This is a genomic window from Pseudomonas sp. LjRoot277 (assembly GCF_964253845.1).
Lineage (GTDB): Bacteria > Pseudomonadota > Gammaproteobacteria > Pseudomonadales > Pseudomonadaceae > Aquipseudomonas.
Map to the genome: position 1 here is coordinate 360,238 of NZ_CAXURI020000001.1, position 23,505 is coordinate 383,742.

A 23,505-nucleotide genomic window follows, 5' to 3' on the forward strand; every position below is an offset into this window, starting at 1 on the left:
TCACACCCGATTGCCGGACATCCGGGGCCAGGGAGGCCAGGCAATACCTGATACAAGTCAAAGTGGATTTGGCTGAGCTGTTATTATCCGCCGTATCTATTCAGTACGGATTGATCCATGTCCTCTCGCGAAATCCGCATCGCCACCCGTAAAAGTGCACTCGCCCTGTGGCAGGCCGAATACGTCAAAGCCCGTCTGGAAGAGGCCCATCCGGGTCTGCTCGTGACGTTGGTGCCCATGGTCAGTCGCGGTGACAAGTTGCTCGACTCGCCACTGTCGAAAATCGGCGGCAAGGGCCTGTTCGTCAAAGAACTGGAAACCGCGCTGCTGGAAAACGAAGCCGACATCGCCGTGCACTCGATGAAAGACGTGCCGATGGACTTTCCTGAAGGCCTCGGTCTGTTTTGCATCTGCGAGCGAGAAGACCCGCGTGATGCCTTCGTTTCCAACACCTACGCCAGCCTGGACGAATTGCCGCAAGGCAGCATCGTCGGCACCTCCAGCCTGCGCCGTCAGGCCCAGTTGCTGACCCGTCGTCCGGACCTGGAGATTCGCTTCCTGCGCGGCAACGTCAACACGCGCCTGGCCAAGCTCGATGCCGGCGAATATGACGCCATTATCCTCGCTGCTGCCGGCCTGATTCGTCTCGGCTTTGAAGATCGGATTACCTCGGCCATCAGTGTCGACGACAGTCTGCCGGCCGGTGGCCAAGGCGCGGTGGGCATCGAATGCCGCAGCGTCGACAGCGAAATTCACGCGCTGTTGGCACCGCTGCATCACCAGGACACTGCGATCCGCGTGACCGCCGAACGTGCTCTCAACAAACATTTGAATGGCGGCTGCCAAGTGCCCATCGCCTGCTATGCGGTGCTTGAAGGCGAGCAGATCTGGTTGCGTGGTCTTGTCGGTGATCCGAACGGCGGTCTGCTGCTCAGCGCCGAGGCTCGTGCGCCACGCAGCGACGCCGAGGCCCTGGGCGTGCAAGTGGCTGAAGACCTGCTGAGTCAAGGCGCCAACGACATTCTGAAAGCAGTCTACGGCGAGGCAGGTCACGAGTGACGGGCTGGCGCCTGCTGCTGACGCGTCCCGCGGATGAGTCGGCGGCGCTGAGCAGTTTTTTGACCGAAAAGGGGATTTTCAGCAGCAGTTTGCCGCTTTTGGAGATCGAGCCGATTCCTGCCTCTGACACAATGCGCGAGGTGATTCTGGGGCTGGATCGCTACTGCGCGGTGATCGTGGTCAGCAAGCCGGCCGCCAGAATTGCCGTGGATCTGCTCGACCGGTATCGGCCGCAACCCCCTCGTTTGAAGTGGTTCAGCGTGGGCGCAGCCACCGCGCAGATCCTCGAGGATCGCGGGTTGGACATCAGCTTCCCGGTGGATGGCGATGACAGCGAAGCCTTGCTTGAACTTCCTCAGTTGCGCGAGGCAATCGCACGGCCCGATCCACGCGTGCTGATCATGCGCGGGGAGGGTGGGCGCGAGTTGCTGGCTGAGCGTTTGCGCGAGCTTGGTGCTAGTGTCGAGTATCTGGAGTTGTACCGCCGCGACCTGCCGCACTACCCGCCGGCAGCGCTGCCTGACCTGATCGAAGCGGAACGCTTGAACGGGCTGGTGGTCAGCAGTGGGCAGGGTTTTGAGCACCTGCATCAATTGGCCGGCGATGCCTGGCCGCAATTGGCGCGGTTGCCGTTGTTTGTTCCAAGCCCCAGGGTCGCCGAGCTGGCACGTGCCGCCGGGGCCCAAACAGTTGTGGATTGTCGTGGCGCCAGTGCCGCGGCTTTGCTGACGGCGTTACGGGAGCATCCCGGACCCGTTCTCTAATGCAAAGGATGGATACGTGAGCGAAACAGCCTTGCCTAAAGATGACGTCCAGCCAGTGCTCGATGCACCGGTTGAAGCACCGGTTGAAACCGGGCCACCTGCTGCAGTGCAGCGCCGAGGCAATGGGCTGGCAATCGTCGCGCTGCTGCTGGGCGCTGCGGGTGTTGCGGTGGGTGGTTGGGGAGTCTGGCAGGTGCGTCACCTGCAAGCCAATACTCAACTGCAGTTGAGTCAGGTCCAGGCATTGAACGATCAGGCGCAGGACCTGAAGCTCAATGAACAACGCCTGACTGCTCGCCTGGAACAAATGCCTGCCGCCGCCGAGCTCGATGCACGCAGTCGTTTGGTTACTCAACTTCAAGGCGATCAGCAACGCTTGAATCAACGTCTGGAAACGGTTCTCGGCGCCAGCCGCAAGGATTGGCGCCTGGCCGAGGCCGAGCATCTGCTGCGTCTGGCCAGCCTGCGACTTTCCGCGTTGCAGGACATCAGCAGTGCCCAGGCTTTGGTGCAGGGCGCCGATGAAATTCTGCGCGAACAGAACGACCCGGGCTCTTTTGCCGCTCGCGAGCAAGTGGCCAAAACGTTGGTGGCATTGCGTAGCACCCAACAGCCGGATCGCACCGGTCTGTTCCTGCGACTTGGGGCGCTGCGCGATCAGGTGATCAGCCTCACCGAGCTGGCGCCCGAGTACAAGGATCGTGGTGAATCCCTGCTGGGGCTCACCGCCGATGGCGACGGCGCCAGTCGCTGGGCGCAATGGTGGGATCAGGTCTCGCGCTACATCCGCATCGACTTCAATGCCGACAAGAATGTGCGTCCGTTGCTGGCCGGGCAGAGCCTGAGCCAGGTGCGCCTGGCTCTGAGCCTGGCGCTGGAGCAGGCGCAATGGGCCGCGCTCAATGGCCAGGCCGCGGTTTATACCCAGGCGCTTGCCGAGGCGCGGGACGTGCTCAAGGGCAACTTCAACCCGGACAACCCTCAGAGCAAAGTGATGCTTGAGCAGGTTGGCGAGTTGAGCAAGCAACCGGTCACCGTTGTCACGCCAGACCTGACCGGCACGCTGAGTGCGGTTCAGGGGTATCTGGAGCGGCGTAATGTCAACGCCGAGGACTCAATCAAACCGATGGCCAAACCTGCCTCGGACACCGCTCAGGAGGCAGCACCATGAAGCGCCTCTATGTGATCATCTTCCTGGTAATCGCCGCGGCTGCCGCGCTGGGGCTGGCGATTGCCGAGCATTCCGGTTACGTGCTGATCGCCTACAAAAGCTTTCGCTATGAGTCGAGCCTGTGGGCAACCCTGGCGTTGGTCGCCGTGCTCTGGCTGGTGTTCTGGGGCATCAAGGCGTTGATCGAATTGGTGACGACCTCCAGCGGTGTGGTCAATCCCTGGTCGCGACGCAATCGCAGTCGCCGTGTGCAGGTGGCGATTGAACACGGTCAGCTGGATCTGGCCGAAGGTCGCTGGGCCAGTGCGCAGCGTCATCTGCATCGGGCAGCGGAAGCCGAGCGCCAGCCTTTGCTTTACTACCTCGGCGCTGCCCGGGCCGCGAACGAACAAGGTCAATACGAGGAAAGCGACAACCTGCTGGAGCGCGCTCTGGAGCGACAACCCCAGGCAGAGTTGGCGATTGCCCTTAGCCACGCGCAATTACAGACTGACCGCGGCGATACCGAAGGCGCCCTGGTGACCCTGCAAGCCATGCACGAGCGTCATCCTCGCAACGTCCAGACCTTGCGCCAGTTGCAGCGCTTGCACCAACAGCGGGGCGATTGGTCGGCGGTGATTCGTCTGCTGCCGGAGCTACGCAAGGACAAGGTCCTGCCGCCGGCCGAGCTGGTCGAACTGGAACGCCGGGCCTGGGGTGAGAACCTGTCCCTGGCGGCGCATCAGGAAGAAGACGGGACGGTAGGCTTGCAATCGCTCAATCGCGCCTGGCAGCAGTTGACCTCAGCTCAGCGTCAGGAGCCGCAACTGGTGCTCGCTTATGCCGAGCAACTTCGGCAACTGGGTGCTCAGGTCGAGGCCGAGGAGATCCTGCGAACGGCGCTCAAGCGCAACTACGACAGTCATCTGGCGCGCCTCTACGGACTCGTTCGCGGCAGTGATCCGGCACGTCAACTGCACACCGCCGAGGGCTGGCTCAAGGAGCATCCGGCCGACCCAAGCCTGTTGCTGACCTTGGGGCGCTTGTGTCTGCAAAGCAGCCTTTGGGGCAAGGCCCGGGACTATCTGGAGAGCAGCCTGCGAGTGCAGCGCAACCCGGAAGCCTGCGCGGAACTGGCGCGGCTGCTGGCGCAGCTGGGTGACACAGAACGCAGCAATCAGTTGTTCCAGGAGGGCTTGGGCTTGTTGGACGAGCGCTTGCTGGCGGCACCGTTGCCGGTTCCTGTTCATGCTTGAAGAGTGGACGACGGGTCGCTTCGAAGGAGCGATCCCGTCGCCTGCAAACTGCCGGAATTTTACCTTTGTAGTCCGTCAACGGCAGAGTCCTACAGAGGACTACACCTAATCCTCTCGTTCCTGTCGGGAATTCCCTACACTTCTGTTGAAGTGTCCCCGCTGGCCTGCCTTGAAAGGCTGCAGCGCTTTCCTCTACCGTAACCGCCTGTCTCTACTGTTACGGAAATGCCATGTCTTTGGCCTGCTCACGCTCCTTGTTTTTCATGGCTTTCATTGCAGGTGCCCTGGCCCTGGGCGTGTCCTATTACCTGGAATATGCGGTCGGCCTCAAGCCTTGCGGGTTGTGCCTGTTGCAGCGCTTTTGCCTCGCGTTGTTCACGGGTATCTGCCTGGTGGCTTCGGTGCATGGGCCGGGCCGCTTCGGGTCTTTCCTGTATTGGCTGCTCGGGCTGTTTTGCAGTCTGGCGGGTACGGTCACGGCGTGGCGGCAGGTATTGCTGCAGAGCGATCCAGCGCATCAGCTGTTGACGTGCCCGCCTAATCTGGCTGTTCAGTACGAGGACATGCCCTGGTTTTGCCAGGTGACACAGATGTTTAAAGGGGAGGCGGAGTGCGCGGAGATTTCCTGGACACTGTTCGACCTGAGCATTCCTGAATGGAGTCTGCTGTTCTTCATGGCGATGACAATTCTGGGAATTTATCAGCTGCTGCGCGTTGTCTGGAAAGCCTGTCTGCGACCGCTCAACGGCGGTTCGTCGCACCGGGCGCTGGCGGGTGATTAAACACTTGTATGAACTTTATCTCCTGCGTACCTTGAAGCCATTGTCGCGCGGGCATAATCTGGCCCGCACGTGTCATTGGAATTATGTTGCTCGAATGACGCTCTGCCTGGCCGATACTTGACCTTCAAGTGTGGCGACGGGTGTAGGGCAGCATGACCCACAAGGGAAGAGAGATCACCATGCTCGAAAGTTGTCAGAATGCTCAGGAACGTTGGGGTGGAGTGCATCTGCTGATCGATCGCTGGTTGCAGGAGCGTCACGAACTGGTTCGGGCCTATGATGCTCTCGGCGCCAAGCCTGAGGCGCTGGGTGAGAACCGCAAGCCGTTGCAGGAGTTCTGCGGCGTGCTGGTAGATTACGTGTCTGCCGGGCACTTCGAGATCTACGAACAGCTGACCGGCGAAGCCAAGGCCTTTGGTGACACTCGCGGACTGGAGTTGGCCGAGACCATCTACCCTCGCATCGACGTCATCACCGAGAAGCTGCTCGCGTTCAATGACCTGTGTGATGCAGGTCAGTGCGTGGCAGAGAAATTCAAAGAACTGGGTGGCCTGTTGCACGAGCGCTTCGAACTGGAAGACTGCCTGATCGAAGTGCTGCACACCGCTCACAAGGAAGAGGACCCGGTTCAGGCTTGAACCCCCTTCCTGCAAGACCTCCAAAAACGGTGCGCTATGCGCGCCGTTTTTCGTGTCCGGTATTCAGCTTGTGGCACCGCGCAATTCGACTTCGAATACCAGTGGTGTGAACGGCGCAATCAGGTCGCCGGCACCCTCGGCGCCATAGGCTTCGGCCGATGGAATCACCAGGCGCCATTTCGCACCGACCGGCATTTGCTGCAACGCGCTGCGCCATCCGCTAATCACACTGTCGAGACTGAACCACTGCGGCTGACTGTTCTGATCGAACACCGTGCCGTCGGGAAGGCGACCGATATACAGCACCTGGACTTTGCCGTTGGGGCCAGCTTTGGCGCCAGTGCCTGGCGCCAACTCCGTCAGCAATATTCCATCGGCCAGCTCACGAACGCCCGGTCTGGCTTTTTCCTCGGCGAGAAAAGCCTGCTCTTTTTCGAGGGCGACTTCGCTTTGCGGCAGGGTCGGTTGCAAGGCGACCTGGGCTTCGTGCTCGGCAAGAATCTGTTCGATCTGCTCATCTTTCAGCGCCAGGGGTTTGCCTTGATAGGCTTGTTGCAAGCCTTGGATCAGCGCCTGAAGTTGCAGATCTGGAACCTCCTGGCGCAGGCGTTCGCCCAGACTCGCGCCCAGGCTGTAAGAGAGATCATGAGTGTCATTTTCTTTGGTTTTTTCGGCGGCCTGGGCCACAGAAAAAAACACGCACAGTGATAAAAAAAGGTAGCGCGACATGGGCACTCTCCAACCTGAGATGCGGGGGATTATGCCAGTGTGAATGTGCTCTACGGTGAACTGGTTTTACGCAGGCGCAGAAGAATTTCAATCCGTTGCAACGTCGCGCTTTGGATACTGTCAACATGCCCTAGCGGCGGTAGCAGCAGAGGTCTAGTATGAGCCGCACCCACGTCAGCCAGGAGGTAAACCATGTCGGCCACCAAGAAGCCTGTAAATACTCCGTTGCACTTACTCCAACAACTCTCGGGCAGCTTGCTCGAGCATCTGGAAAACGCTTGTTCCCAAGCCTTGGCTGATGCTGAAAAACTGCTCGCCAAATTGGAAAAGCAACGCGGAAAAGCGCAAGAAAAACTGCACAACTCCCGTACCAAATTGCAGGACGCTGCGGCGGCCGGCAAGGCCAAGGCACAAGCCAAAGCCAAGGGCGCGGTGAAGGAGCTTGAGGACCTGCTCGATGCCCTCAAGGATCGTCAATCCGAAACTCGCAGCTACATTCTGCAACTCAAGCGCGATGCTCAAGAAAGCCTGAAACTGGCCCAGGGCGTCGGTCGTGTACAAGAGGCTGTCGGCAAGGCGTTGTCCCTGCGTTCGGCCAAGCCTGCTGCGGCTCCTGCCAAGAAAGCCGCTGCCAAACCGGCTGCTGCAAAAGCACCGGCCAAGCCTGCTGCCAAACCGGCTGCCAAAGCACCGGTGAAAGCCGCAGCAAAACTTGCCGCTAAACCTGCGGCAAAAAAACCAGTCGCTGCTAGCGCTGCAAAACCGGCTGCAAAAACAGCCGCCGCCAAACCTGCCGCCAAGCCAGCCGCTGCCAAAACAGCTGCCGCTAAACCGGCTGCAAGAACTGCTGCTGCCAAACCGGCGGTGGCGAAAACTGCAGCGGCGAAAGCAGCTGCCAAACCGGCCGCAAAACCGGCTGCAAAAACAGCCGCTGCGAAACCTGCTGCCAAGCCTGCCGCGAAATCAGTCGCGACTAAAACTGCTGCCAAGCCAGCTGCAAAAGCTGCAGCCAGACCGGCTGCCAAAACTGCTGCTGCAAAACCTGCTGCAGCGAAACCAGCCGCCAAACCTGCCGCTGCCAAACCGGCTGCAAAACCAGCCGCCAAGCCAGCTGCAAAACCAGCAGTGAAAAAACCGGTTGCCGCCAAGCCGGCCGCCGCGCCAGTTGCCAAGCCGGCTGCCGCGCCAGTTGCCAAGCCAGCCAACCCGGCTCCGGCAGCAACGTCTGCTTTAGCAGCAGCCACCTCGACAGCCACGCCAGCGCCAACGCCGGCCGCCGCATCGATCGCAGCAACCACCCCAACCAGCGCTTCCTAAGTGCTGCTTACCGCGACGCGCAGCTGATGCAGCGCGTCGCGGTGCAGGTGGGCGGTGTCTGCCGCTACACCTTCCAGCCAGGCCGATAGATCGGTCTCCTCACCCTGCGGCCAACTCAACGCCGCTCGTTCCAGTCGCACCAACAGATGTCGCTCGGCCTCCAGTTCGAGTGCCTTCACTTGCTCGCGCAAAGCATTCAGTTCGCCATCGTCGGCGGCGACGACTTTCCAATTCACCCGCAAGGCTCGCAGCGGGCGCACCACGTCTGCATCCCACGGCTCGGCCACGCTACGCAGTCGCTGCAATCGGTGTTCGTTACAGGCGACGCCACGTTCTCCCAGCCACAGCCCGCAGAGCAGCAAGCACACATTGATACCCGCCGACTGCAATCGCAGGCATGCGGGTTCAACGCCGGGACGGGCGTAAGTACTAAGGGAAAAGCTCCACAGGTCAGAGGACATAGTGCTACTCGCGCCAGTTGCGAGCGAAGCTGGTAGACTCCGCCGCCATTATGATTCGACTTCAGAACCTGACTTTACAGCGTGGCCCGCAACGTCTGCTAGAAGACGCCGAGCTGACCCTGCACGCCGGCCACAAAGCCGGCCTCATCGGTGCCAACGGCGCCGGCAAATCGAGCCTGTTCGCCTTGCTTCTGGGTGACCTGCACCCGGACTCGGGTGATTGCTTCCTGCCGGCGGACTGGCGCATCGCCCACATGCGCCAGGAGATCGACACTCTCGATCGGGTGGCGGTCGACTATGTGCTCGATGGCGACCTGCGCCTGCGCGAGGTGCAACGCGACCTCGCCGCAGCCGAAGCGGCCCATGACGGTACCGCTCAGGCCCGGCTGCACTCGGAACTCGACAGCGCCGACGGTTACACCGCCGACGCCCGGGCCCGCAAGTTGCTGGCCGGCCTTGGGTTCACCAATGAACAGATGGATCGCCAGGTAGGAGATTTCTCTGGTGGTTGGCGGATGCGTCTGAACCTGGCGCAGGCTTTGATGTGCCCCTCGGACTTGTTGTTGCTCGACGAACCGACCAACCACTTGGACCTCGACGCCATCATCTGGCTCGAAGAATGGCTCAAAAGCTATCCCGGCACCTTGATGCTGATTTCCCACGACCGGGACTTCCTCGATGCCGTAGTCGATCACGTAGCCCACGTCGATCAGCGCAAGATCACCCTGTATCGCGGTGGTTACAGCGCCTTCGAACGCGCCCGTGCCGAACGCCTGGCCCAGCAACAGCAGGCCTACGAGAAGCAGCAGGCGCAACGTGCGCACATGGAAAGCTACATCGCCCGCTTCAAGGCCCAGGCCACCAAGGCCCGTCAGGCCCAGAGCCGGATCAAGGCGCTGGAGCGGATGGAAGAACTGTCCGCCGCCCACGTCGATTCGCCATTCGATTTCGTTTTCCGCGAATCAGTGAAAATCTCCAGCCCGTTGATTGACCTCTCCGACGCCCGACTGGGTTACGGCGAGAGAGCCGTGCTGGAGAAGGTCAAGCTGCAACTGACTCCCGGTGCGCGGATCGGTTTGCTCGGCCCGAACGGTGCCGGTAAATCGACCCTGATCAAAAACCTTGCCGGTGAACTCGAGCCTTTGTCCGGCCGACTGACCCGTGGCGAGAACACCGTCGTCGGCTACTTCGCCCAGCATCAACTGGACTCACTCGACTCCAAGGCCAGCCCATTGCTGCACATGCAGCGCCTGGCGCCGACCGAGCGCGAGCAGACCCTGCGCGACTTCCTCGGTGGTTTCGACTTCCGCGGCGCGCGGATCGATGAGCCGGTGCTGAACTTCTCCGGTGGCGAAAAGGCCCGTCTGGCGCTGGCGTTGATCGCCTGGGGCCGGCCGAACCTGCTGCTGCTCGACGAACCGACCAACCACCTGGACCTGGAAATGCGCCTCGCGCTGACCATGGCCCTTCAGGAGTTCAGCGGCGCGGTACTGGTGGTCTCCCACGATCGCCATTTGCTCAAAAGCACCACCGACAATTTCTATCTGGTGGCGGACGGCAAGGTCGAGGAATTCGACGGCGACCTGGAAGACTACACCCGTTGGCTGGTGGACTACCGTCAGCGCAACGCCCCGGTCAGCAATACGCCGGTCAATCCGGACAAGACCGACAAGAAGGCCCAGCGCCAGGCGGCGGCCGCGTTGCGTCAGCAACTGGCACCGCACAAGCGCGAGGCTGACAAGCTCGAAGCCGAGCTGGGCAAACTGCACGAGAAACTGGCGAAGATCGATGCCAGCCTCGGCGACAGCGACATTTACGAGCCAGCGCGCAAAAACGACTTGCGTGATCTGTTGGCCGAACAGGCCAAGCTGAAGGTCCGTGAAGCCGAGCTGGAAGAAGCCTGGATGGAAGCGCTGGAATTGCTTGAAAGCATGCAGGCGGAGCTGGAGGCGCTGTCTTGATGGAAGCCTTCAAGCTGCCATTGCCTGCCGTGTGGATCGAGCCTCTGTGGCTCTTTGGGCAAATCCTGCTGATCTTGTTGGCGGGCTACATCGCTCAGCGCTTCGTGGCCAAGTGCCTGACGCGTCTGGGCGAGCGCTATCCGTTTCCGCCACAATTTCTGATGCCGCTGCGTGGTGGTTTGCGCTGGCTGATCATGGGCAGCGCGCTGATCTTCGTCCTGGAACGCCTCGGGGTATCGGCGACGGTGCTCTGGACCGCGTTGTCCGGGTTTGTCGCGGTAGCGGCAGTGGCGTTCTTCGCCATGTGGAGCGTGCTCTCGAATCTGTTGTGCGCAATCCTGATCTTCACCGTCGGCCCGTTCCGCCTCGGTGACGTGGTCGAGTTGGTGGACACCACCGACAAGCCTGGCGTCAAAGGCCGGGTCGTTGCGATCAATCTGCTCTACACCACGCTGATCGAAGCCGAAGAACTCGGTACCGGCAGCGCCATGGTGCAAGTGCCCAATAGCCTGTTCTTCCAGCGCTCGGTTCGACGCTGGCGCGGCAGCGATGTATTCCCTTCCAACGGTTTCGAAAAGTAGCCGAAATGCCGACCACGCTGGTCGGCAGCTGTTCTGTCCTGCAAAAAATCGGTAGTCATCGGCCCAAAGCCGCATTAGCTTAGACATCTGTCACGAGTCTGAGTCGAGGTGTGCGATGGTGCTTCAAACATGGCTGGCGTTTTTTGCCGCCTGCTGGGTGATCAGTCTGTCTCCCGGTGCCGGCGCCATTGCGTCGATGTCCAGCGGTCTGCGATACGGTTTCTGGCGCGGTTATTGGAACGCCCTGGGCCTGCAACTGGGCCTGGCGCTACAGATTGCGATTGTCGCCGCCGGTGTTGGTGCAATCCTCGCGGCGTCGGCCACCGCTTTCTACGCGATCAAATGGTTTGGCGTGGCCTATCTGGTTTACCTGGCGGTCAAGCAATGGCGCGCACTGCCCAATGACATGAGCGACGACGCGGCCGTCCGGCAAATCGGCAAGCCGATGGCGCTGGTGTTCCGGGGTTTCCTGGTGAATGTCAGCAATCCCAAGGCGTTGGTGTTCATGCTCGCGGTGCTGCCGCAATTCATTGATCCGCATGCACCGCTGGTGGCGCAGTACCTGATCCTCGGTGTGACCATGATCTGCGTCGACCTGATCGTCATGGCCGGTTACACCGGACTTGCATCGAAGGTGCTGCGGATGTTGCGCACGCCCAAGCAGCAGAGACGCATGAACCGCACGTTTGCCGGACTGTTCATTGGTGCGGCGGCATTCATGGCGACGCTGCGCAAAGCGGTGGTGTAAAACCGCTGGGCACAAAAAAGGCGACCCTTGGGGTCGCCTTTTTTGTTTTACGGATCAGCGCAGGATGACCGGCGCGGTATCCGGTGGCAGGTCATTGCGCGGCTCCGGTTGTCCTGACGGCTCATAACTTCCATCCCCGATCTGTTCGCTCAATTGTCGGGCCACATCCTCGCCCAGAGACCGGGAAACTTCACGCACCACCCGCGGGCGGTTCAATGAAACGTGGATATCCCGGTCGTTCACCAGTTTGGTGTCTTGAGCCTCGCCCATGGCGGTAAAGGCCGACGTTATCTCGTAAGTCCTGGTGTTGATCAGGCTGAAGTCGGCCACCAAAGTCAGTGCCAGCACTGCCGAATAGCTGTCGGTATTGGCCAGTTCGTTCATGTCCTGGGTGAAGTCGATGTCCGACAGCGTGCCGAACAGCACGTAGTCGGCACCCTTGAAGTGGCCGGCCTTGATGCGTTTGATCACGTCATACACATCGCTTTTAGCGCTGGAGGTGTACGGCGTGCCCTGAATCAGCTGGAACATCCCGGTCTTGAGCATCTGACCTTTGATGTCACCACTGAAACGCCTGATTTCGGTCTGTTCCAGATAGCTGTTCTGCGTCGTGTACTCGTCATAACTGGACGAGCCACTGGTGCCGTAATAGTCCTGCTGATGATTGTCCCGGGCCGAGATCACGTGAACGTATTGATCCACGCTCGCTTCATAAGCCAAGTCGGTCACCGCGATTTTCGGCGCTGCCTGGGCGCCAACGGCGCAAGCCAGCGCCATGATGCCAATCCATACACGCATTGCTCAGCGCTCCGTGGTCTTGCGGATTTCTTTCTCGTCCATCCACTCCGCCAGCCCGCTTTCGACGTCGATCAATTGCAGGCTGAATTTGTAGAAGACGTCCTTGTAATCGTTGCTGCGCTTGACGATGGAGCTGATCGAGCCTTCCAGACGATATCGGGCGGCGATCATGTTGCCGGTTTTGGCCACGGTGCTTTTCTTGTACAGGCCGCTCTGGTTTTGCAGCTTGAGCTGATCAACCTGGCTTTGCATATCGGTGTTGTCGCTGGCAAAACGCGCGGTGCCGGAGTGCATCAGCTGCGTTTTGATCGACGTGGTGATTTCCCGGGTGTCGATGTACTCGCTGGTCTTGTTCATCACGTCGTACACCTGAACCACCGGGCGACCTTTCAGAACGCCGGACTGGGCCAGGGAACGGGTCATGCTTTGCGCGATCATCTGCAGGTCGGTCGAGCCGAATTCGTTGGTGACCAGTTCCACGGCTTTCGGGTCGCCATAGCTGATGTTGCCACTGCCCAATACCGGCGAGCGGTTTTCGGCACAGCCACCGATCAGCAGCGCAGCCAGGGCAAGGAGCGAAACGCGTACAAACATGGGCAAGGTCTCAAGTGGTCGGTTCACGGCGTATTGATCTCCAGGCGGAAATCCACGGCTTGGGGCACGGGAGCGATGGCCGGCAGGAAGCTGGTCTGCTCGGCATACAGGGTCAGGCTTTTCCAGGTGTCGGCTTCGGCCACGGGAAAGCCTTCCGGTCCCAGCCAAAGATAGCGGTAATACAGCGTTCGGTTGTGGGTGTCGGTGTTGCTCAACTGCGTGTTGATGGTCAGGAAACCGTTTTCCCTGGCCATGCGCATCGGGCCGATGGCCACGTTCTCGATCGGTCCGGTGGCCATGACTTTGCTGGCGGCACTGCCCGGTTCCGGCGGAGGTGGCGGGGTGGCGCAACCGGCCAACAGGGCCAGCGCGACAACGGCGAAGCATTTCAATCTCATGAAAATCTCCGTTCAAGGTTGGGCAAGGCTGATTGCAGCCTGCGGTGCGGGAAGGGTATCGATCTGCAGGGCAACATCGGCGGCGAATCGGCGGTCACCCACCGCGCGCAGGCTGAAGGCTTGATGTGTCTGATCCAGCTTGAACCTGACCGGTGCAGCGTCCGGCGCGTTGGGCAGCGTCAGTTGATGCAGGCCTTTCTTGAGCCGCAGGCGGGCGACCAGCGTCTTGTCCGGCAACGTACGCCAGCCGCGGGTATCGGCATCCTCGCGTTGAAGCTGCTGCAGGAGCGTTTCCTCAAGCTTTTCGGGTCTGTGCTTTTTCAGATAGGCCAGGTATTCGACATTGGACCGGGCACGATGGAGCGTGCGCTGGATAATACCCGGCATGTCATCACGCAAGGTGCGACGCGACATATCACCAAAGCTGTTGAGCAATGTCAGCTTGTGTTTTTTGCCGTCCACCATGATGAAGTCCACCGGTGGCGTGGAGGTGTCGGGGAGGAGGATCGGGAACGACATGTTGGTGATGTAGGTTTCACCTTCGACGTCCACCGAAATCGGCACCCGCACCGAGCTGCGCGCCGGCGCCAGGCCGGTTTGCACGATCAGCAGAACGTCGGCCTCGCCCGCCTTCAGCGGGGATTTGGCCAGGTTGCGCAAGGCTTGTTCGAGCAGCGGCGTATTGGGGCGCAGCTCGATGGCCTGGCGATAGCCCGGCGCGGCGAGGTCTTTCTCGTTCAACGATTCATAAATGAAGCCGGCGAGGTAATGGCTGAACGCACTCTGGTAGCTGTTCTTCAGCGCGATCACTTCGGGGGCGTCGAGGGTCGCTACCGGGTAGCCCTGAAGGTCCTGGAATTTCATCGCGGCCCCTTCTTCCTTCGCCTGGTTTTCCAGTTCCAGGTATTGCTTGTCACGTTTGTCGGCAATGGTTGCTTCGCGCTCGTGGGTTTTCTTGATCATGACGCGCGCCAGTTCCGTTTCAGAGCCGGAGAGCAGCATCAGGGCCATTTGCGTAGTCAGGGCGACTCTCTCGAAATCGTAGCCATCGTATAAGCGCACCTTGTCGTTGGCGCTGTAACTGTTGAACTCGGTGAATTTTTTGAAGGGGACGAACATGGGCGAATTGTCCCACCCTTCGATCAACCGGTCGGCGTAGTCCCAATGTTGATAACTGTCGGGGAAATTGCCGGTGAGGCGCAGCAATTCGCCTTTTTCGAAGTGGTAAAGCAAGTCGCCCGGGGGAATGGGATTGTTGCGGTCGAGTACGGCAACCGCACCGTCGAGCTGCCCGGCCTTGAAATACTCGAGTGTTTCTCCCAGCTCCGCGTTGTAGTCACGCAGGGTGGGACAGCCGCTCAGTAGCAAACAGGCACTGAGTACAAATATGAAGCGCAGGCGGGTGGCCATTTGCGGTATGTCTTCCTTGAAAACAAGCCGCCATGAGGCGGCAACTTATAGACTTGGATGATGGCACTTTGTTCCTGTACTCCAGCGGCTGCCGCATACAAAGCTTGAGTGAAAGTCATTGGAAGTGAACAATGTGTTACTTCGTATTTCCAATTGAGATTCATTCATGACTGCCCCGTCCCGTTTTCTGGCCTGGCTGATGTTGCCGTTGTTTGCCCTGTGCAGTTTCAACCTGCTGGCCGACACCGTGGAAGGCGCGCCGCAAGCGCTGCATTTGCTCGATTACATCGGTGCGGATTACCCGGAAACGGTGCAAGCGGACAAGGTCATTAATGAGTCCGAATACCAAGAGCAGCTGGAATTTATCAAGGCGCTGCAAGGCTTGATCGCCGCAATGCCGGCCAAACCGGAAAAAGCCGGGCTGGAGCAGGGCGTCAGCACGCTGCGCAACGCGATCACTGCGCGTCAGGACGGCGCGGACGTCGGCCGTCAGGCACGGCAACTCGGCGCGAAGCTGGCGGTGACCTATGAAGTCAGTCAGGCGCCGATCATTACGCCGGATCCGACCCGTGGTGCGCCGTTGTACGCTCAGCATTGTTCGGTGTGCCACGGCGACGCGGGTGCCGGGGATGGCCCGGCGGGTGTCGGTCTGATGCCGCCACCGTCCAATCTGCGTGATGCGGCGCGGCTGGATCACCTGAGCCTCTACGCGATCTACAGCACCCTGGGCCTTGGTGTCGAAGGCACCGACATGCCGGCCTTCGCCGATCAGCTGGACGATCGTCAGCGGTGGGACCTGGCGACCTACATCGCCAGCTTCAGCGCCGATCCGGCTGCTGCAAAAGCCGAGAAGACCTACAACATCGCCGACCTGGCCCGTCAGACTCCCGCAGAAGTGCAGGTTGCCGAGGGTCCGCAAGCGGCGGCGACCTTCCGTGCGCAGCGGGCACAACCGCCGCTGGTCAAGCGTGGTCCGGCGCAGTTGCTCGACTACACCGCCGCGACCCTGGACAAGAGCATCGCTGCCTATCGTGCGGGTGATCACGATCAGGCTTATGACCTGTCGGTGGCGGCTTATCTGGAGGGTTTCGAACTGGTCGAAAGTTCTCTGGATAACGTCGACGCCAATGTGCGTAAAGACACTGAAAAATCGCTGATGGCTTACCGTCAGTCGTTGCAAGACGGTTTGCCGGTGGCCCAGGTTCAGGAGCGACTGGATGCGGCCAAGACCAAGTTGAAGACGTCTGCCGGCCTGCTGGGCAGCGATGGCTTGAGCTGGTCCCTGAGCTACATCTCCGGTTTGTTGATTCTGTTGCGCGAAGGCCTGGAAGCAATTCTGGTGCTGGCGGCGATCCTCGCGTTCCTGCGCAACACCGGCCAACAATCAGCAGTGCGCAGTGTCAACGCCGGCTGGGGTCTGGCGCTGCTGGCCGGTCTCGGGACCTGGGCGCTGGCGGCGTACGTGATCGATGTCAGCGGCTCGCAGCGCGAATTGCTGGAAGGTGCGACGGCGTTGTTTGCCGCCGTCATGGTGCTTTGGCTCGGCGTGTGGATGCACGACCGTCGTCACGCAGCGGCCTGGCAGGATTACATCAAGAGCAGCCTGGTGGGCGGCGGTGGGCGTTTCGGGTTTGCGACGCTGGCGTTCTTCTCGGTGTATCGCGAACTGTTTGAAGTGATTCTGTTCTACGAGACTTTGTGGCTGCAGGCAGGTCCAGCGGGCCATAACGCGGTACTGGCGGGTGGTGCGACGGCGTTGGTGTTGTTGGTGGGGCTGGCCTGGGTGATTCTGCGTGGCTCGGCGAAGCTGCCGCTGTCGCTGTTTTTCAGTATCAACGCCGGTCTGTTGTGTGCGTTGTCCGTGGTGTTTGCCGGGCATGGCGTGAAGGCGTTGCAGGAAGCCGGGATTTTCGGCACCCGGCCGGTGCCGTTCTTTGACTTCGACTGGCTGGGGATCCACGCTGATGCGTATTCGCTGAGTGCGCAGGCGGTGGCGATTATCGCGATCATTGTGCTGTATAGCCGTAGTCGGCTGGCTGAGAAGCGGCGGGTGCAGGTTTCCTGATCCGAGTGATCCACAAGAGGTAAAAAAATGCGTGTCTGGATCGATGCCGACGCCTGCCCTCGGGCGGCCAAGGATCTGGTGGTGAAGTTCGCCCTCAAGCGCCAGTTCGAAGTGGTGTTGGTGGCCGGACAGCCGCAGATCAAACCGGGTTTGGCCCTGGTGAAACTGATCGTGGTGCCAAGCGGTCCGGATGCCGCCGACGACTACCTGGTGGAACACGCGGTCCCCGGCGAATTGGTGATCTGCAGCGATGTGCCGCTGGCCGACCGTCTGGTGAAAAAGGGCGTTGCGGCGCTGGATCCACGGGGCAAAGAGTTCGATGCGCAGAACATGGGCGATCGATTGGCGGTGCGTAACCTGTTTACCGATCTCCGTGAACAGGGGCAGATGAGCGGCGGGCCAGCGCCGTTTGGCGAGCGTGAGAAGCAGGCGTTTGCCAATGCGCTGGACCGGATCCTCACGCGGCTATCCCGCAAAGCCTGAGCCAAGCTGGGATCAATGTGGGAGCGGCGGTGCGACGATTCGACTTGCTCGCGAAGAGGCCCTGACATTCAACATTGATGTCGACTGACACTCCGCCTTCGCGAGCAAGCCCGCTCCCACATTTGAACTGTGTCAGGCGTCGTTTTCGTGGGTCAGTTCCAGAACGCGGTCGACCAGTTTGTTGATGCCGGATGCCGCTTCGCTGATCGATTGCGCCAGCATGTACGCCGGGGTGCTGACCAGTTTGCGTGCTTTGTCCTCAACGATGTCAGTTACCGCGCAGTCTGCGTGGGTAGCGCCCATCTTGTTCATGGCGGCGGCAGTATCGGCGTCGTTGCCGATGGTGCAGGTCACGCCCGGTCCATAGATCTTCGCCGCGAGCGCCGGCGAGATGCAGATCAGCCCGACCGGTTTGCCGGCCTCGGCAAAGGCTTCAGCCAGCGCCAGGACTTCCGGTTGCACGGTGCAGCCGGCGCCTTCGACGGCAAAGTTCGACAGGTTTTTGGCCGCCCCGAAACCGCCCGGAACGATCAGCGCATCGAAGTCTTCCACGTCCGCTTCGCGGATATCCTTGATGTTGCCTCGGGCGATCCGCGCCGATTCCACCAGTACGTTGCGCGACTCGGGCATTTCTTCGCCGGTCAGGTGATTGATCACGTGCAGCTGCGCGATGTTCGGTGCGAAACACTGCACCTGAGCACCCCGCTGGTCCAGACGCAGCAGGGTGATCACGCTTTCGTGGATCTCGGCGCCGTCGTACACGCCACAGCCGGATAGGATCACTGCAATTTTTTTGCTCATGGGCTTTTCTCCAGATTCATGGCGTTAAATGTCCACTAATTTGTCACTCGTTGCCATAGGGTTAATTCGCGGCTACACCTAGGATCTGTCCTCAAGATTCCGATCAGGGCGCGTCATGGACTTCATTCTGTATGCGGTGCCGTTTTTCTTTGTGCTGATTGCCGTCGAACTGCTGGCCGACCGTTGGCGCGGAGTGAGCAATTATCGCGTGGCGGACGCGATCAACAGCATGAGCACCGGCGTGCTGTCGACGACCACCGGCCTGTTGACCAAAGGCGTCGGCCTGGTGACGTATGCGTTTGCTCTCAAGCACCTGGCGCTGTTCGAGCTCTCGGCCGACAGTGTTTGGGTCTGGGTTTTCGCCTTTGTCCTCTACGACTTCTGCTACTACTGGCTGCATCGCATGGGCCATGAACGCAACATCCTCTGGGCGGCGCATTCGGTGCATCACCAGAGCGAGGACTACAACCTTTCCACGGCGCTGCGCCAGACCAGTACCGGCTTCCTGCTGAGCTGGATCTTCTACCTGCCGATGGCCGTGCTCGGCGTGCCGCTGCTGGTGTTCATCAGCGTCGCCTCGCTGAACTTGCTGTACCAATTCTGGGTGCATACCAAACACATTCCCAAGCTCGGCTGGTTCGAGTGGTTCTTCGTCACGCCGTCCAATCATCGCGCTCACCATGCACAGAACGCTCTCTACATGGATCGCAACTACGGCGGGGTGTTCATTATTTGGGACCGTCTATTCGGCTCGTTCCAGGAAGAGGACGACAACGAACCGGTGATTTTCGGCGTCACCACGCCGCTGGCGAGCTGGAATCCGTTGTGGGCGAACGTGCAGTTCTATGCGCAGCTGTGGGATGACGCGCGGCGTGCGCAAAGCAAATGGGACAAGCTGCGCATCTGGTTCATGCGCACCGGTTGGCGGCCGACGGATGTGGCGGCCAGGTACCCGATGAACAAGCCAGACCTGAGTCAGTTCCGTAAATTCGAGGTGCCGCTGGACGGGCGTCAGCAGCTTTACGTCGTGTTGCAGTTCTGCGTCTACATCGCGCTGGGCAGCTACTTGATGAACCTGGAGCAGAGTTTGCCAACCGCCGCGCTGGTACTCGGCTGGAGTGCCGTGGCGCTGGGTTTGTTTACGTTGGGCGTGGCCCTGGAGAATCGCCCGTGGGCGCTGAAGCTGGAGCTGCTGCGCCTGGCGTCGAATGTGCCGCTGGTGTGGCTGGCGCCAGTCGTTGGGCTGTGGCCGGCCAGCGCGGTGGGCTGGGTCGGCCTGCTGAGTTACAGCCTGCTCAGCGGTATCGGTCTCTACTGTTGCAGAAACCGTTTCACTCGACTGGCGTCGTAGGTTCGTTGGTTTTGGCTTGTTCTGCTTTCAAGGCCTGCTCGTCGGCGTAGATCTTCTTCGCCAGACGGGCGTTCTTGAGGCGTCGGCGCAACCACAGGCAAAAGCCCAGTATCAGCAGGGCGCCAAGCACCCACAGCTCGTACTTCTTGACGCTGCCAAGCATGCCTTCGAGCACCGCACCGAAGTGATACGCGGCGGCAGCCAGCGCGGCGGCCCAGATCGCGGCACCAATCCCGTTGAGCAGCAGATAACGTCCCGGCGGATAGCCCGACAGGCCGATTGCCACCGGCATCACCGTGCGCAGGCCATAGACAAAGCGGAAGCTCAGTACCCAGATGTCCGGGTGCCTGCGGATGTGTTCCAGGGCCCGGTCACCCATCAATTGCCAGCGCGGTTTGCGCGCCAGCAACTTGCGGCCGTGCTTGCGCCCCAGGAAATACCACAGCTGATCACCGGCATAACTGCCGAGGAACGCCACGATCATGACCACTTTGAGGTCCATGTATCCGCGGAACGCGAGGAAGCCTGCGAGCACCAGAATGGTTTCGCCTTCGAAAAACGTGCCGAGAAAGAGGGCGAAGTAGCCGAATTCCTGAAGAAATTGTTGGAGCATTGTCTGGATGCTGGCGAAATGAACGCGCAGCCTAACCCTTCGGGAACATTCATGAAAGTGTCCAAATGTGTCTCGACGTGAACATTTCCTACAAGGACAATGGAATGCGGCTACGTGACGCAGGGATGCACACAACTGTCATACGTTGGTCATAATGGCCGCTTATAACTGTCACGCTCGCCCGCCAGCGCGGGCTCAGGAGTCTGCCGTGAGCTTTACCCCCGCCAACCGTTTGTTTCCAGCAACCCGCCTGCGTCGCAACCGTCGTGATGATTTTTCGCGTCGACTGGTCCGTGAAAACGTTCTGACCGTCGACGATCTGATCCTGCCGGTGTTCGTGCTGGACGGTGAAAACCGTCGCGAAGCGGTGGCCTCGATGCCGGGTGTCGAGCGCCTGACCATCGATCTGTTGCTTGAAGAAGCGGCCAAATGGGTCGAGCTGGGGATTCCGGCGTTGGCGTTGTTCCCGGTGACGCCGCCGGAGCTCAAGTCGCTGGACGCCGCCGAAGCCTGGAACCCCAACGGCATTGCCCAGCGCGCCACTCGCGCATTGCGGGCGCAGTTCCCTGAGCTGGGTGTGATCACCGATGTCGCCCTGGACCCGTTCACCACCCACGGGCAGGACGGTATCCTCGACGAAGAAGGCTACGTGCAGAACGACATCACCGTCGACGCACTGGTCAAGCAGGCGCTGTCCCACGCCGAAGCCGGCGCTCAGGTGGTGGCCCCGTCGGACATGATGGACGGTCGCATCCAGGCGATCCGCGAAGCGCTGGAGCTGGCCGACCACGTCAACGTGCGGATCATGGCCTACTCGGCGAAGTACGCCAGCGCCTATTACGGCCCGTTCCGCGATGCGGTCGGTTCGGCGCTGAACCTGGGCAAGGCCAACAAGGCCTCCTATCAGATGGACCCGGCCAACAGCAACGAAGCCCTGCACGAAGTGGCAGCGGACTTGTCAGAAGGCGCGGACATGGTCATGGTCAAGCCAGGCATGCCGTATCTGGACATCCTCTACCGGGTCAAAGAAGAATTTAAAGTGCCGACCTTTGTTTATCAGGTCAGCGGTGAATATGCCATGCACATGGCGGCGATCCAGAATGGCTGGTTGAGCGAAGGGGTTATCCTCGAATCCCTGACCGCTTTTAAACGTGCAGGCGCTGATGGCATCCTGACTTACTTTGCCGTCCGTGCTGCTCAATTGTTACGAGAGCAAAAATAGCCCTCCCAGGAACATTCGATGAATACCGAAGTACTCACTGAAGTTGCCGTAAAAGATGCTCAACCTGTGGTGGAGCAAATCGCCGAAACCCCGCCGGAACTGGAGCCTGCTCCACCCGCGGTGGTGGCCGAGCCCGTAATAGCGGCGCCAGCGATTGCCATTCCCGGCCTGGATGACAGCAGCCTGTACATCCATCGCGAGCTCTCGCAACTGCAGTTCAACATCCGCGTGCTGGAGCAGGCGCTGGATGAATCCTACCCGTTGCTGGAGCGGCTGAAGTTTCTGCTGATCTTCTCCAGCAACCTGGACGAGTTCTTCGAGATTCGTGTGGCCGGCCTGAAGAAGCAGATCACCTTCGCCCGTGAACAGGCCGGCGCCGATGGCTTGCAACCGCACCAGGCTCTGGCGCGCATCAGCGAACTGGTGCACGGTCACGTCGACCGCCAGTACGCGATCCTCAACGACATTCTGTTGCCGGAACTGGAAAAGCATCAGGTCCGCTTCATCCGTCGGCGTCACTGGACCACCAAGATCAAAACCTGGGTGCGCCGCTATTTCCGCGACGAGATCGCGCCGATCATTACCCCGATCGGCCTCGACCCGACGCACCCGTTCCCGTTGCTGGTGAACAAGAGCCTGAACTTCATCGTCGAGCTCGAAGGTATCGACGCCTTCGGCCGCGATTCCGGTCTGGCGATCATCCCGGCGCCACGTCTGCTGCCGCGGGTCATCAAGTTGCCGGAAGAAGTGGGCGGCTCGGGCGACAACTACGTGTTCCTGTCGTCGATGATCCACGCTCACGCCGATGACCTGTTCCAGGGCATGAAGGTCAAGGGCTGCTACCAGTTCCGTCTGACCCGAAACGCCGACCTCGCCGTCGACACCGAAGATGTAGAAGACCTGGCCCGCGCCCTGCGCGGTGAGTTGTTCTCGCGTCGCTACGGTGATGCGGTGCGCCTGGAAGTCGCCGACACGTGCCCGAAACACCTGTCCGACTACTTGCTCAAGCAGTTCAACCTGCACGAGACCGAGCTGTATCAGGTCAACGGTCCGGTCAACCTGACCCGCCTGTTCAGCATCACCGGTCTGGACAGCCAGCGAGCGCTGCAATACACGCCGTTCACCCCGCAGATCCCGAAACTGCTGCAGAACAGCGAGAACATCTTCAGCGTGATCAGCAAGCAGGACATCCTGTTGCTGCACCCGTTCGAGTCCTTCACTCCGGTGGTCGACCTGCTGCGCCAGGCTGCCAAGGACCCGCATGTATTGGCGGTCCGTCAGACCCTGTACCGCTCCGGCGCCAACTCGGAAATCGTAGATGCGCTGGTCGATGCGGCGCGTAACGGCAAGGAAGTCACTGCGGTGATCGAGTTGCGTGCGCGGTTCGACGAAGAGTCCAACCTGCAACTGGCCAGCCGTCTGCAAGCGGCCGGTGCGGTGGTGATCTATGGCGTGGTCGGCTTCAAGACCCACGCCAAGATGATGCTGATCTTGCGTCGTGAGGCTGGCGAGATTGTCCGTTACGCCCACTTGGGGACCGGCAACTACCACGCGGCCAACGCCCGTCTGTACACCGACTACAGCTTGCTGACCTCGGATGACGCCTTGTGCGAAGACGTCGGCAAACTGTTCAGCCAGCTGATCGGCATGGGTAAAACCCTGCGCATGAAGAAGCTGCTGCACGCGCCGTTCACGCTGAAGAAGGGCATGCTCGACATGATTGCCCGGGAGACCCAGTTCGCCCTCGACGGCAAACCGGCGCACATCATCGCCAAGTTCAACTCGCTGACCGATCCGAAGATCATCCGCGCGCTGTACAAGGCCAGTCAGTCCGGGGTGCGTATCGATCTGGTGGTGCGCGGCATGTGCTGCCTGCGTCCGGGCATCGCCGGGGTTTCGCACAACATCCACGTGCGCTCGATCATCGGTCGCTTCCTGGAGCACACCCGGGTCTTCTACTTCCTCAATGGCGGCGAAGAGCAGATGTTCCTGTCCAGCGCCGACTGGATGGAGCGCAACCTCGACAAGCGCGTCGAGACTTGCTTCCCGGTCGAGGGCAAGAAGCTGATCTTGCGGGTCAAGAAAGAGCTGGAGCTTTATCTCACCGATAACACCCACAGCTGGAGCTTGCAGGCGGACGGCCGTTACATCCGCAACACGCCGACCGGCAACCAGAACCCGCGCAGCGCCCAGGCAACACTGCTGGAGCGTTTGGGTAGCCCGATTCTGGCGGTCCGATAACGCAAACATCGGCTAAAAAAATGGCGATCCCTGCGGATCGCCATTTTTGTTTTAACTACATACCTGTGGCGAGGGAGCTTGCT

At 60.4% G+C, this 23,505-nt stretch carries 23 protein-coding genes; 15 read left to right on the forward strand and 8 right to left on the reverse strand.

The window, feature by feature from the left end:
• The first annotated feature begins 117 nt into the window (after positions 1-117).
• From hemC to ACSQ87_RS01725, 6 genes are all read left to right on the forward strand, one after another.
• A complete protein-coding gene (gene hemC / locus ACSQ87_RS01700; RefSeq protein ID WP_056738742.1) occupies positions 118-1,059 on the forward strand; it encodes a hydroxymethylbilane synthase in 942 nt (313 codons plus the stop codon).
• A complete protein-coding gene (locus ACSQ87_RS01705; protein ID WP_436273239.1) occupies positions 1,056-1,823 on the forward strand; it encodes a uroporphyrinogen-III synthase in 768 nt (255 codons plus the stop codon). Before hemC ends, ACSQ87_RS01705 begins: the two co-directional genes overlap by 4 nt.
• Positions 1,824-1,839: 16 nt before the next feature.
• Complete coding sequence (locus ACSQ87_RS01710; RefSeq protein WP_436273240.1) at positions 1,840-2,994, forward strand: uroporphyrinogen-III C-methyltransferase; 1,155 nt, start codon at positions 1,840-1,842, stop codon at positions 2,992-2,994.
• Positions 2,991-4,229 (forward strand): heme biosynthesis protein HemY, encoded by a 1,239-nt coding sequence (locus ACSQ87_RS01715; protein WP_436273241.1) that lies wholly within the window; start codon positions 2,991-2,993, stop codon positions 4,227-4,229. The genes ACSQ87_RS01710 and ACSQ87_RS01715 overlap by 4 nt, the downstream gene beginning before the upstream one ends.
• 230 nt (positions 4,230-4,459) lie before the next feature.
• Positions 4,460-5,011 carry a disulfide bond formation protein B gene (locus ACSQ87_RS01720; protein ID WP_223429524.1) on the forward strand — a complete coding sequence of 184 codons (552 nt, stop codon included), beginning with the start codon at positions 4,460-4,462 and terminating at the stop codon, positions 5,009-5,011.
• Positions 5,012-5,190: 179 nt separating this feature from the next.
• Complete coding sequence (locus ACSQ87_RS01725) at positions 5,191-5,649, forward strand: Rsd/AlgQ family anti-sigma factor (RefSeq protein WP_033053386.1); 459 nt, start codon at positions 5,191-5,193, stop codon at positions 5,647-5,649.
• A gap of 63 nt (positions 5,650-5,712) precedes the next feature.
• Here the strand turns inward: ACSQ87_RS01725 and ACSQ87_RS01730 are convergent, their stop codons facing one another.
• Positions 5,713-6,378: an FKBP-type peptidyl-prolyl cis-trans isomerase gene (locus ACSQ87_RS01730; protein ID WP_436273242.1), complete on the reverse strand. Its 666-nt coding sequence runs from the start codon at positions 6,376-6,378 to the stop codon at positions 5,713-5,715.
• A gap of 192 nt (positions 6,379-6,570) precedes the next feature.
• On the opposite strand from ACSQ87_RS01730, the gene ACSQ87_RS01735 reads away from it, so the two are divergent.
• Positions 6,571-7,695 (forward strand): AlgP family protein, encoded by a 1,125-nt coding sequence (locus tag ACSQ87_RS01735; protein ID WP_436273243.1) that lies wholly within the window; start codon positions 6,571-6,573, stop codon positions 7,693-7,695.
• Here ACSQ87_RS01735 and ACSQ87_RS01740 read toward each other — a convergent pair.
• Entirely contained in the window at positions 7,692-8,156 is a 465-nt protein-coding gene (locus ACSQ87_RS01740; RefSeq protein ID WP_436273244.1) for a TIGR02444 family protein, read from the reverse strand. The two genes, ACSQ87_RS01735 and ACSQ87_RS01740, sit on opposite strands and share 4 nt — an antisense overlap.
• Positions 8,157-8,206: 50 nt before the next feature.
• On the opposite strand from ACSQ87_RS01740, the gene ACSQ87_RS01745 reads away from it, so the two are divergent.
• From ACSQ87_RS01745 to ACSQ87_RS01755, 3 genes are all read left to right on the forward strand, one after another.
• Positions 8,207-10,117, forward strand: a complete 1,911-nt coding sequence (locus ACSQ87_RS01745; protein WP_033060660.1) for an ATP-binding cassette domain-containing protein — start codon at positions 8,207-8,209, stop codon at positions 10,115-10,117.
• Positions 10,117-10,698, forward strand: a complete 582-nt coding sequence (locus ACSQ87_RS01750) for a mechanosensitive ion channel family protein (RefSeq protein WP_223429520.1) — start codon at positions 10,117-10,119, stop codon at positions 10,696-10,698. The genes ACSQ87_RS01745 and ACSQ87_RS01750 overlap by 1 nt, the downstream gene beginning before the upstream one ends.
• A gap of 115 nt (positions 10,699-10,813) precedes the next feature.
• A complete protein-coding gene (locus ACSQ87_RS01755; RefSeq protein WP_223429519.1) occupies positions 10,814-11,446 on the forward strand; it encodes a LysE family transporter in 633 nt (210 codons plus the stop codon).
• Between the two features lie 54 nt (positions 11,447-11,500).
• Here the strand turns inward: ACSQ87_RS01755 and ACSQ87_RS01760 are convergent, their stop codons facing one another.
• Genes ACSQ87_RS01760 through ACSQ87_RS01775 form a run of 4 tightly spaced genes read right to left on the reverse strand, consistent with a single transcriptional unit; the run spans position 11,501 to position 14,646 of the window.
• On the reverse strand, positions 11,501-12,244 hold the full coding sequence (locus tag ACSQ87_RS01760) for a penicillin-binding protein activator LpoB (RefSeq protein WP_436273245.1): 744 nt from the start codon (positions 12,242-12,244) through the stop codon (positions 11,501-11,503).
• Positions 12,245-12,247: 3 nt separating this feature from the next.
• The gene (gene lpoB / locus ACSQ87_RS01765; protein WP_008150305.1) at positions 12,248-12,838 is read right to left on the reverse strand and encodes a penicillin-binding protein activator LpoB; all 591 of its coding nucleotides are present in this window, start codon (positions 12,836-12,838) and stop codon (positions 12,248-12,250) included.
• Positions 12,839-12,861: 23 nt separating this feature from the next.
• Entirely contained in the window at positions 12,862-13,236 is a 375-nt protein-coding gene (locus ACSQ87_RS01770; RefSeq protein WP_223429517.1) for a YcfL family protein, read from the reverse strand.
• Between the two features lie 12 nt (positions 13,237-13,248).
• On the reverse strand, positions 13,249-14,646 hold the full coding sequence (locus ACSQ87_RS01775; RefSeq protein ID WP_223429516.1) for a COG3014 family protein: 1,398 nt from the start codon (positions 14,644-14,646) through the stop codon (positions 13,249-13,251).
• 166 nt (positions 14,647-14,812) lie between these two features.
• On the opposite strand from ACSQ87_RS01775, the gene ACSQ87_RS01780 reads away from it, so the two are divergent.
• Positions 14,813-16,711, forward strand: coding sequence for an FTR1 family protein (locus ACSQ87_RS01780; RefSeq protein WP_436273246.1), 1,899 nt, complete (start codon positions 14,813-14,815; stop codon positions 16,709-16,711).
• A 27-nt stretch (positions 16,712-16,738) separates the two neighbouring features.
• Positions 16,739-17,194, forward strand: a complete 456-nt coding sequence (locus ACSQ87_RS01785) for a YaiI/YqxD family protein (protein ID WP_150632076.1) — start codon at positions 16,739-16,741, stop codon at positions 17,192-17,194.
• 132 nt (positions 17,195-17,326) lie between these two features.
• Here the strand turns inward: ACSQ87_RS01785 and elbB are convergent, their stop codons facing one another.
• Positions 17,327-17,995: an isoprenoid biosynthesis glyoxalase ElbB gene (elbB, locus tag ACSQ87_RS01790; RefSeq protein WP_033060653.1), complete on the reverse strand. Its 669-nt coding sequence runs from the start codon at positions 17,993-17,995 to the stop codon at positions 17,327-17,329.
• Between the two features lie 115 nt (positions 17,996-18,110).
• On the opposite strand from elbB, the gene ACSQ87_RS01795 reads away from it, so the two are divergent.
• Complete coding sequence (locus ACSQ87_RS01795; RefSeq protein ID WP_436273247.1) at positions 18,111-19,346, forward strand: sterol desaturase family protein; 1,236 nt, start codon at positions 18,111-18,113, stop codon at positions 19,344-19,346.
• Here the strand turns inward: ACSQ87_RS01795 and ACSQ87_RS01800 are convergent.
• Entirely contained in the window at positions 19,327-19,959 is a 633-nt protein-coding gene (locus ACSQ87_RS01800) for a DedA family protein (protein ID WP_008150321.1), read from the reverse strand. The genes ACSQ87_RS01795 and ACSQ87_RS01800 overlap by 20 nt on opposite strands.
• Positions 19,960-20,167: 208 nt before the next feature.
• Here ACSQ87_RS01800 and hemB point away from each other — a divergent pair, with 208 nt between their 5' ends.
• Complete coding sequence (gene hemB, locus ACSQ87_RS01805) at positions 20,168-21,181, forward strand: porphobilinogen synthase (RefSeq protein ID WP_008150323.1); 1,014 nt, start codon at positions 20,168-20,170, stop codon at positions 21,179-21,181.
• A gap of 18 nt (positions 21,182-21,199) precedes the next feature.
• Entirely contained in the window at positions 21,200-23,422 is a 2,223-nt protein-coding gene (ppk1, locus tag ACSQ87_RS01810; protein WP_223429511.1) for a polyphosphate kinase 1, read from the forward strand.
• Positions 23,423-23,505: the final 83 nt, after the last annotated feature.

Coding starts and splice junctions, on each gene's coding strand:
- ACSQ87_RS01750 (WP_223429520.1), top strand. CDS start 10,117: ATGGAAGCCTTCAAGCTGCCATTGCCTGCCGTGTGGATCGAGCCTCTG.
- elbB (WP_033060653.1), bottom strand. CDS start 17,995: ATGAGCAAAAAAATTGCAGTGATCCTATCCGGCTGTGGCGTGTACGAC.
- ppk1 (WP_223429511.1), top strand. CDS start 21,200: ATGAATACCGAAGTACTCACTGAAGTTGCCGTAAAAGATGCTCAACCT.
- ACSQ87_RS01730 (WP_436273242.1), bottom strand. CDS start 6,378: ATGTCGCGCTACCTTTTTTTATCACTGTGCGTGTTTTTTTCTGTGGCC.
- ACSQ87_RS01780 (WP_436273246.1), top strand. CDS start 14,813: ATGACTGCCCCGTCCCGTTTTCTGGCCTGGCTGATGTTGCCGTTGTTT.
- ACSQ87_RS01715 (WP_436273241.1), top strand. CDS start 2,991: ATGAAGCGCCTCTATGTGATCATCTTCCTGGTAATCGCCGCGGCTGCC.
- ACSQ87_RS01800 (WP_008150321.1), bottom strand. CDS start 19,959: ATGCTCCAACAATTTCTTCAGGAATTCGGCTACTTCGCCCTCTTTCTC.
- ACSQ87_RS01720 (WP_223429524.1), top strand. CDS start 4,460: ATGTCTTTGGCCTGCTCACGCTCCTTGTTTTTCATGGCTTTCATTGCA.
- ACSQ87_RS01760 (WP_436273245.1), bottom strand. CDS start 12,244: ATGCGTGTATGGATTGGCATCATGGCGCTGGCTTGCGCCGTTGGCGCC.
- ACSQ87_RS01755 (WP_223429519.1), top strand. CDS start 10,814: ATGGTGCTTCAAACATGGCTGGCGTTTTTTGCCGCCTGCTGGGTGATC.
- ACSQ87_RS01775 (WP_223429516.1), bottom strand. CDS start 14,646: ATGGCCACCCGCCTGCGCTTCATATTTGTACTCAGTGCCTGTTTGCTA.
- hemC (WP_056738742.1), top strand. CDS start 118: ATGTCCTCTCGCGAAATCCGCATCGCCACCCGTAAAAGTGCACTCGCC.
- ACSQ87_RS01725 (WP_033053386.1), top strand. CDS start 5,191: ATGCTCGAAAGTTGTCAGAATGCTCAGGAACGTTGGGGTGGAGTGCAT.
- ACSQ87_RS01735 (WP_436273243.1), top strand. CDS start 6,571: ATGTCGGCCACCAAGAAGCCTGTAAATACTCCGTTGCACTTACTCCAA.
- ACSQ87_RS01795 (WP_436273247.1), top strand. CDS start 18,111: ATGGACTTCATTCTGTATGCGGTGCCGTTTTTCTTTGTGCTGATTGCC.
- ACSQ87_RS01740 (WP_436273244.1), bottom strand. CDS start 8,156: ATGTCCTCTGACCTGTGGAGCTTTTCCCTTAGTACTTACGCCCGTCCC.
- ACSQ87_RS01785 (WP_150632076.1), top strand. CDS start 16,739: ATGCGTGTCTGGATCGATGCCGACGCCTGCCCTCGGGCGGCCAAGGAT.
- lpoB (WP_008150305.1), bottom strand. CDS start 12,838: ATGTTTGTACGCGTTTCGCTCCTTGCCCTGGCTGCGCTGCTGATCGGT.
- ACSQ87_RS01745 (WP_033060660.1), top strand. CDS start 8,207: ATGATTCGACTTCAGAACCTGACTTTACAGCGTGGCCCGCAACGTCTG.
- ACSQ87_RS01770 (WP_223429517.1), bottom strand. CDS start 13,236: ATGAGATTGAAATGCTTCGCCGTTGTCGCGCTGGCCCTGTTGGCCGGT.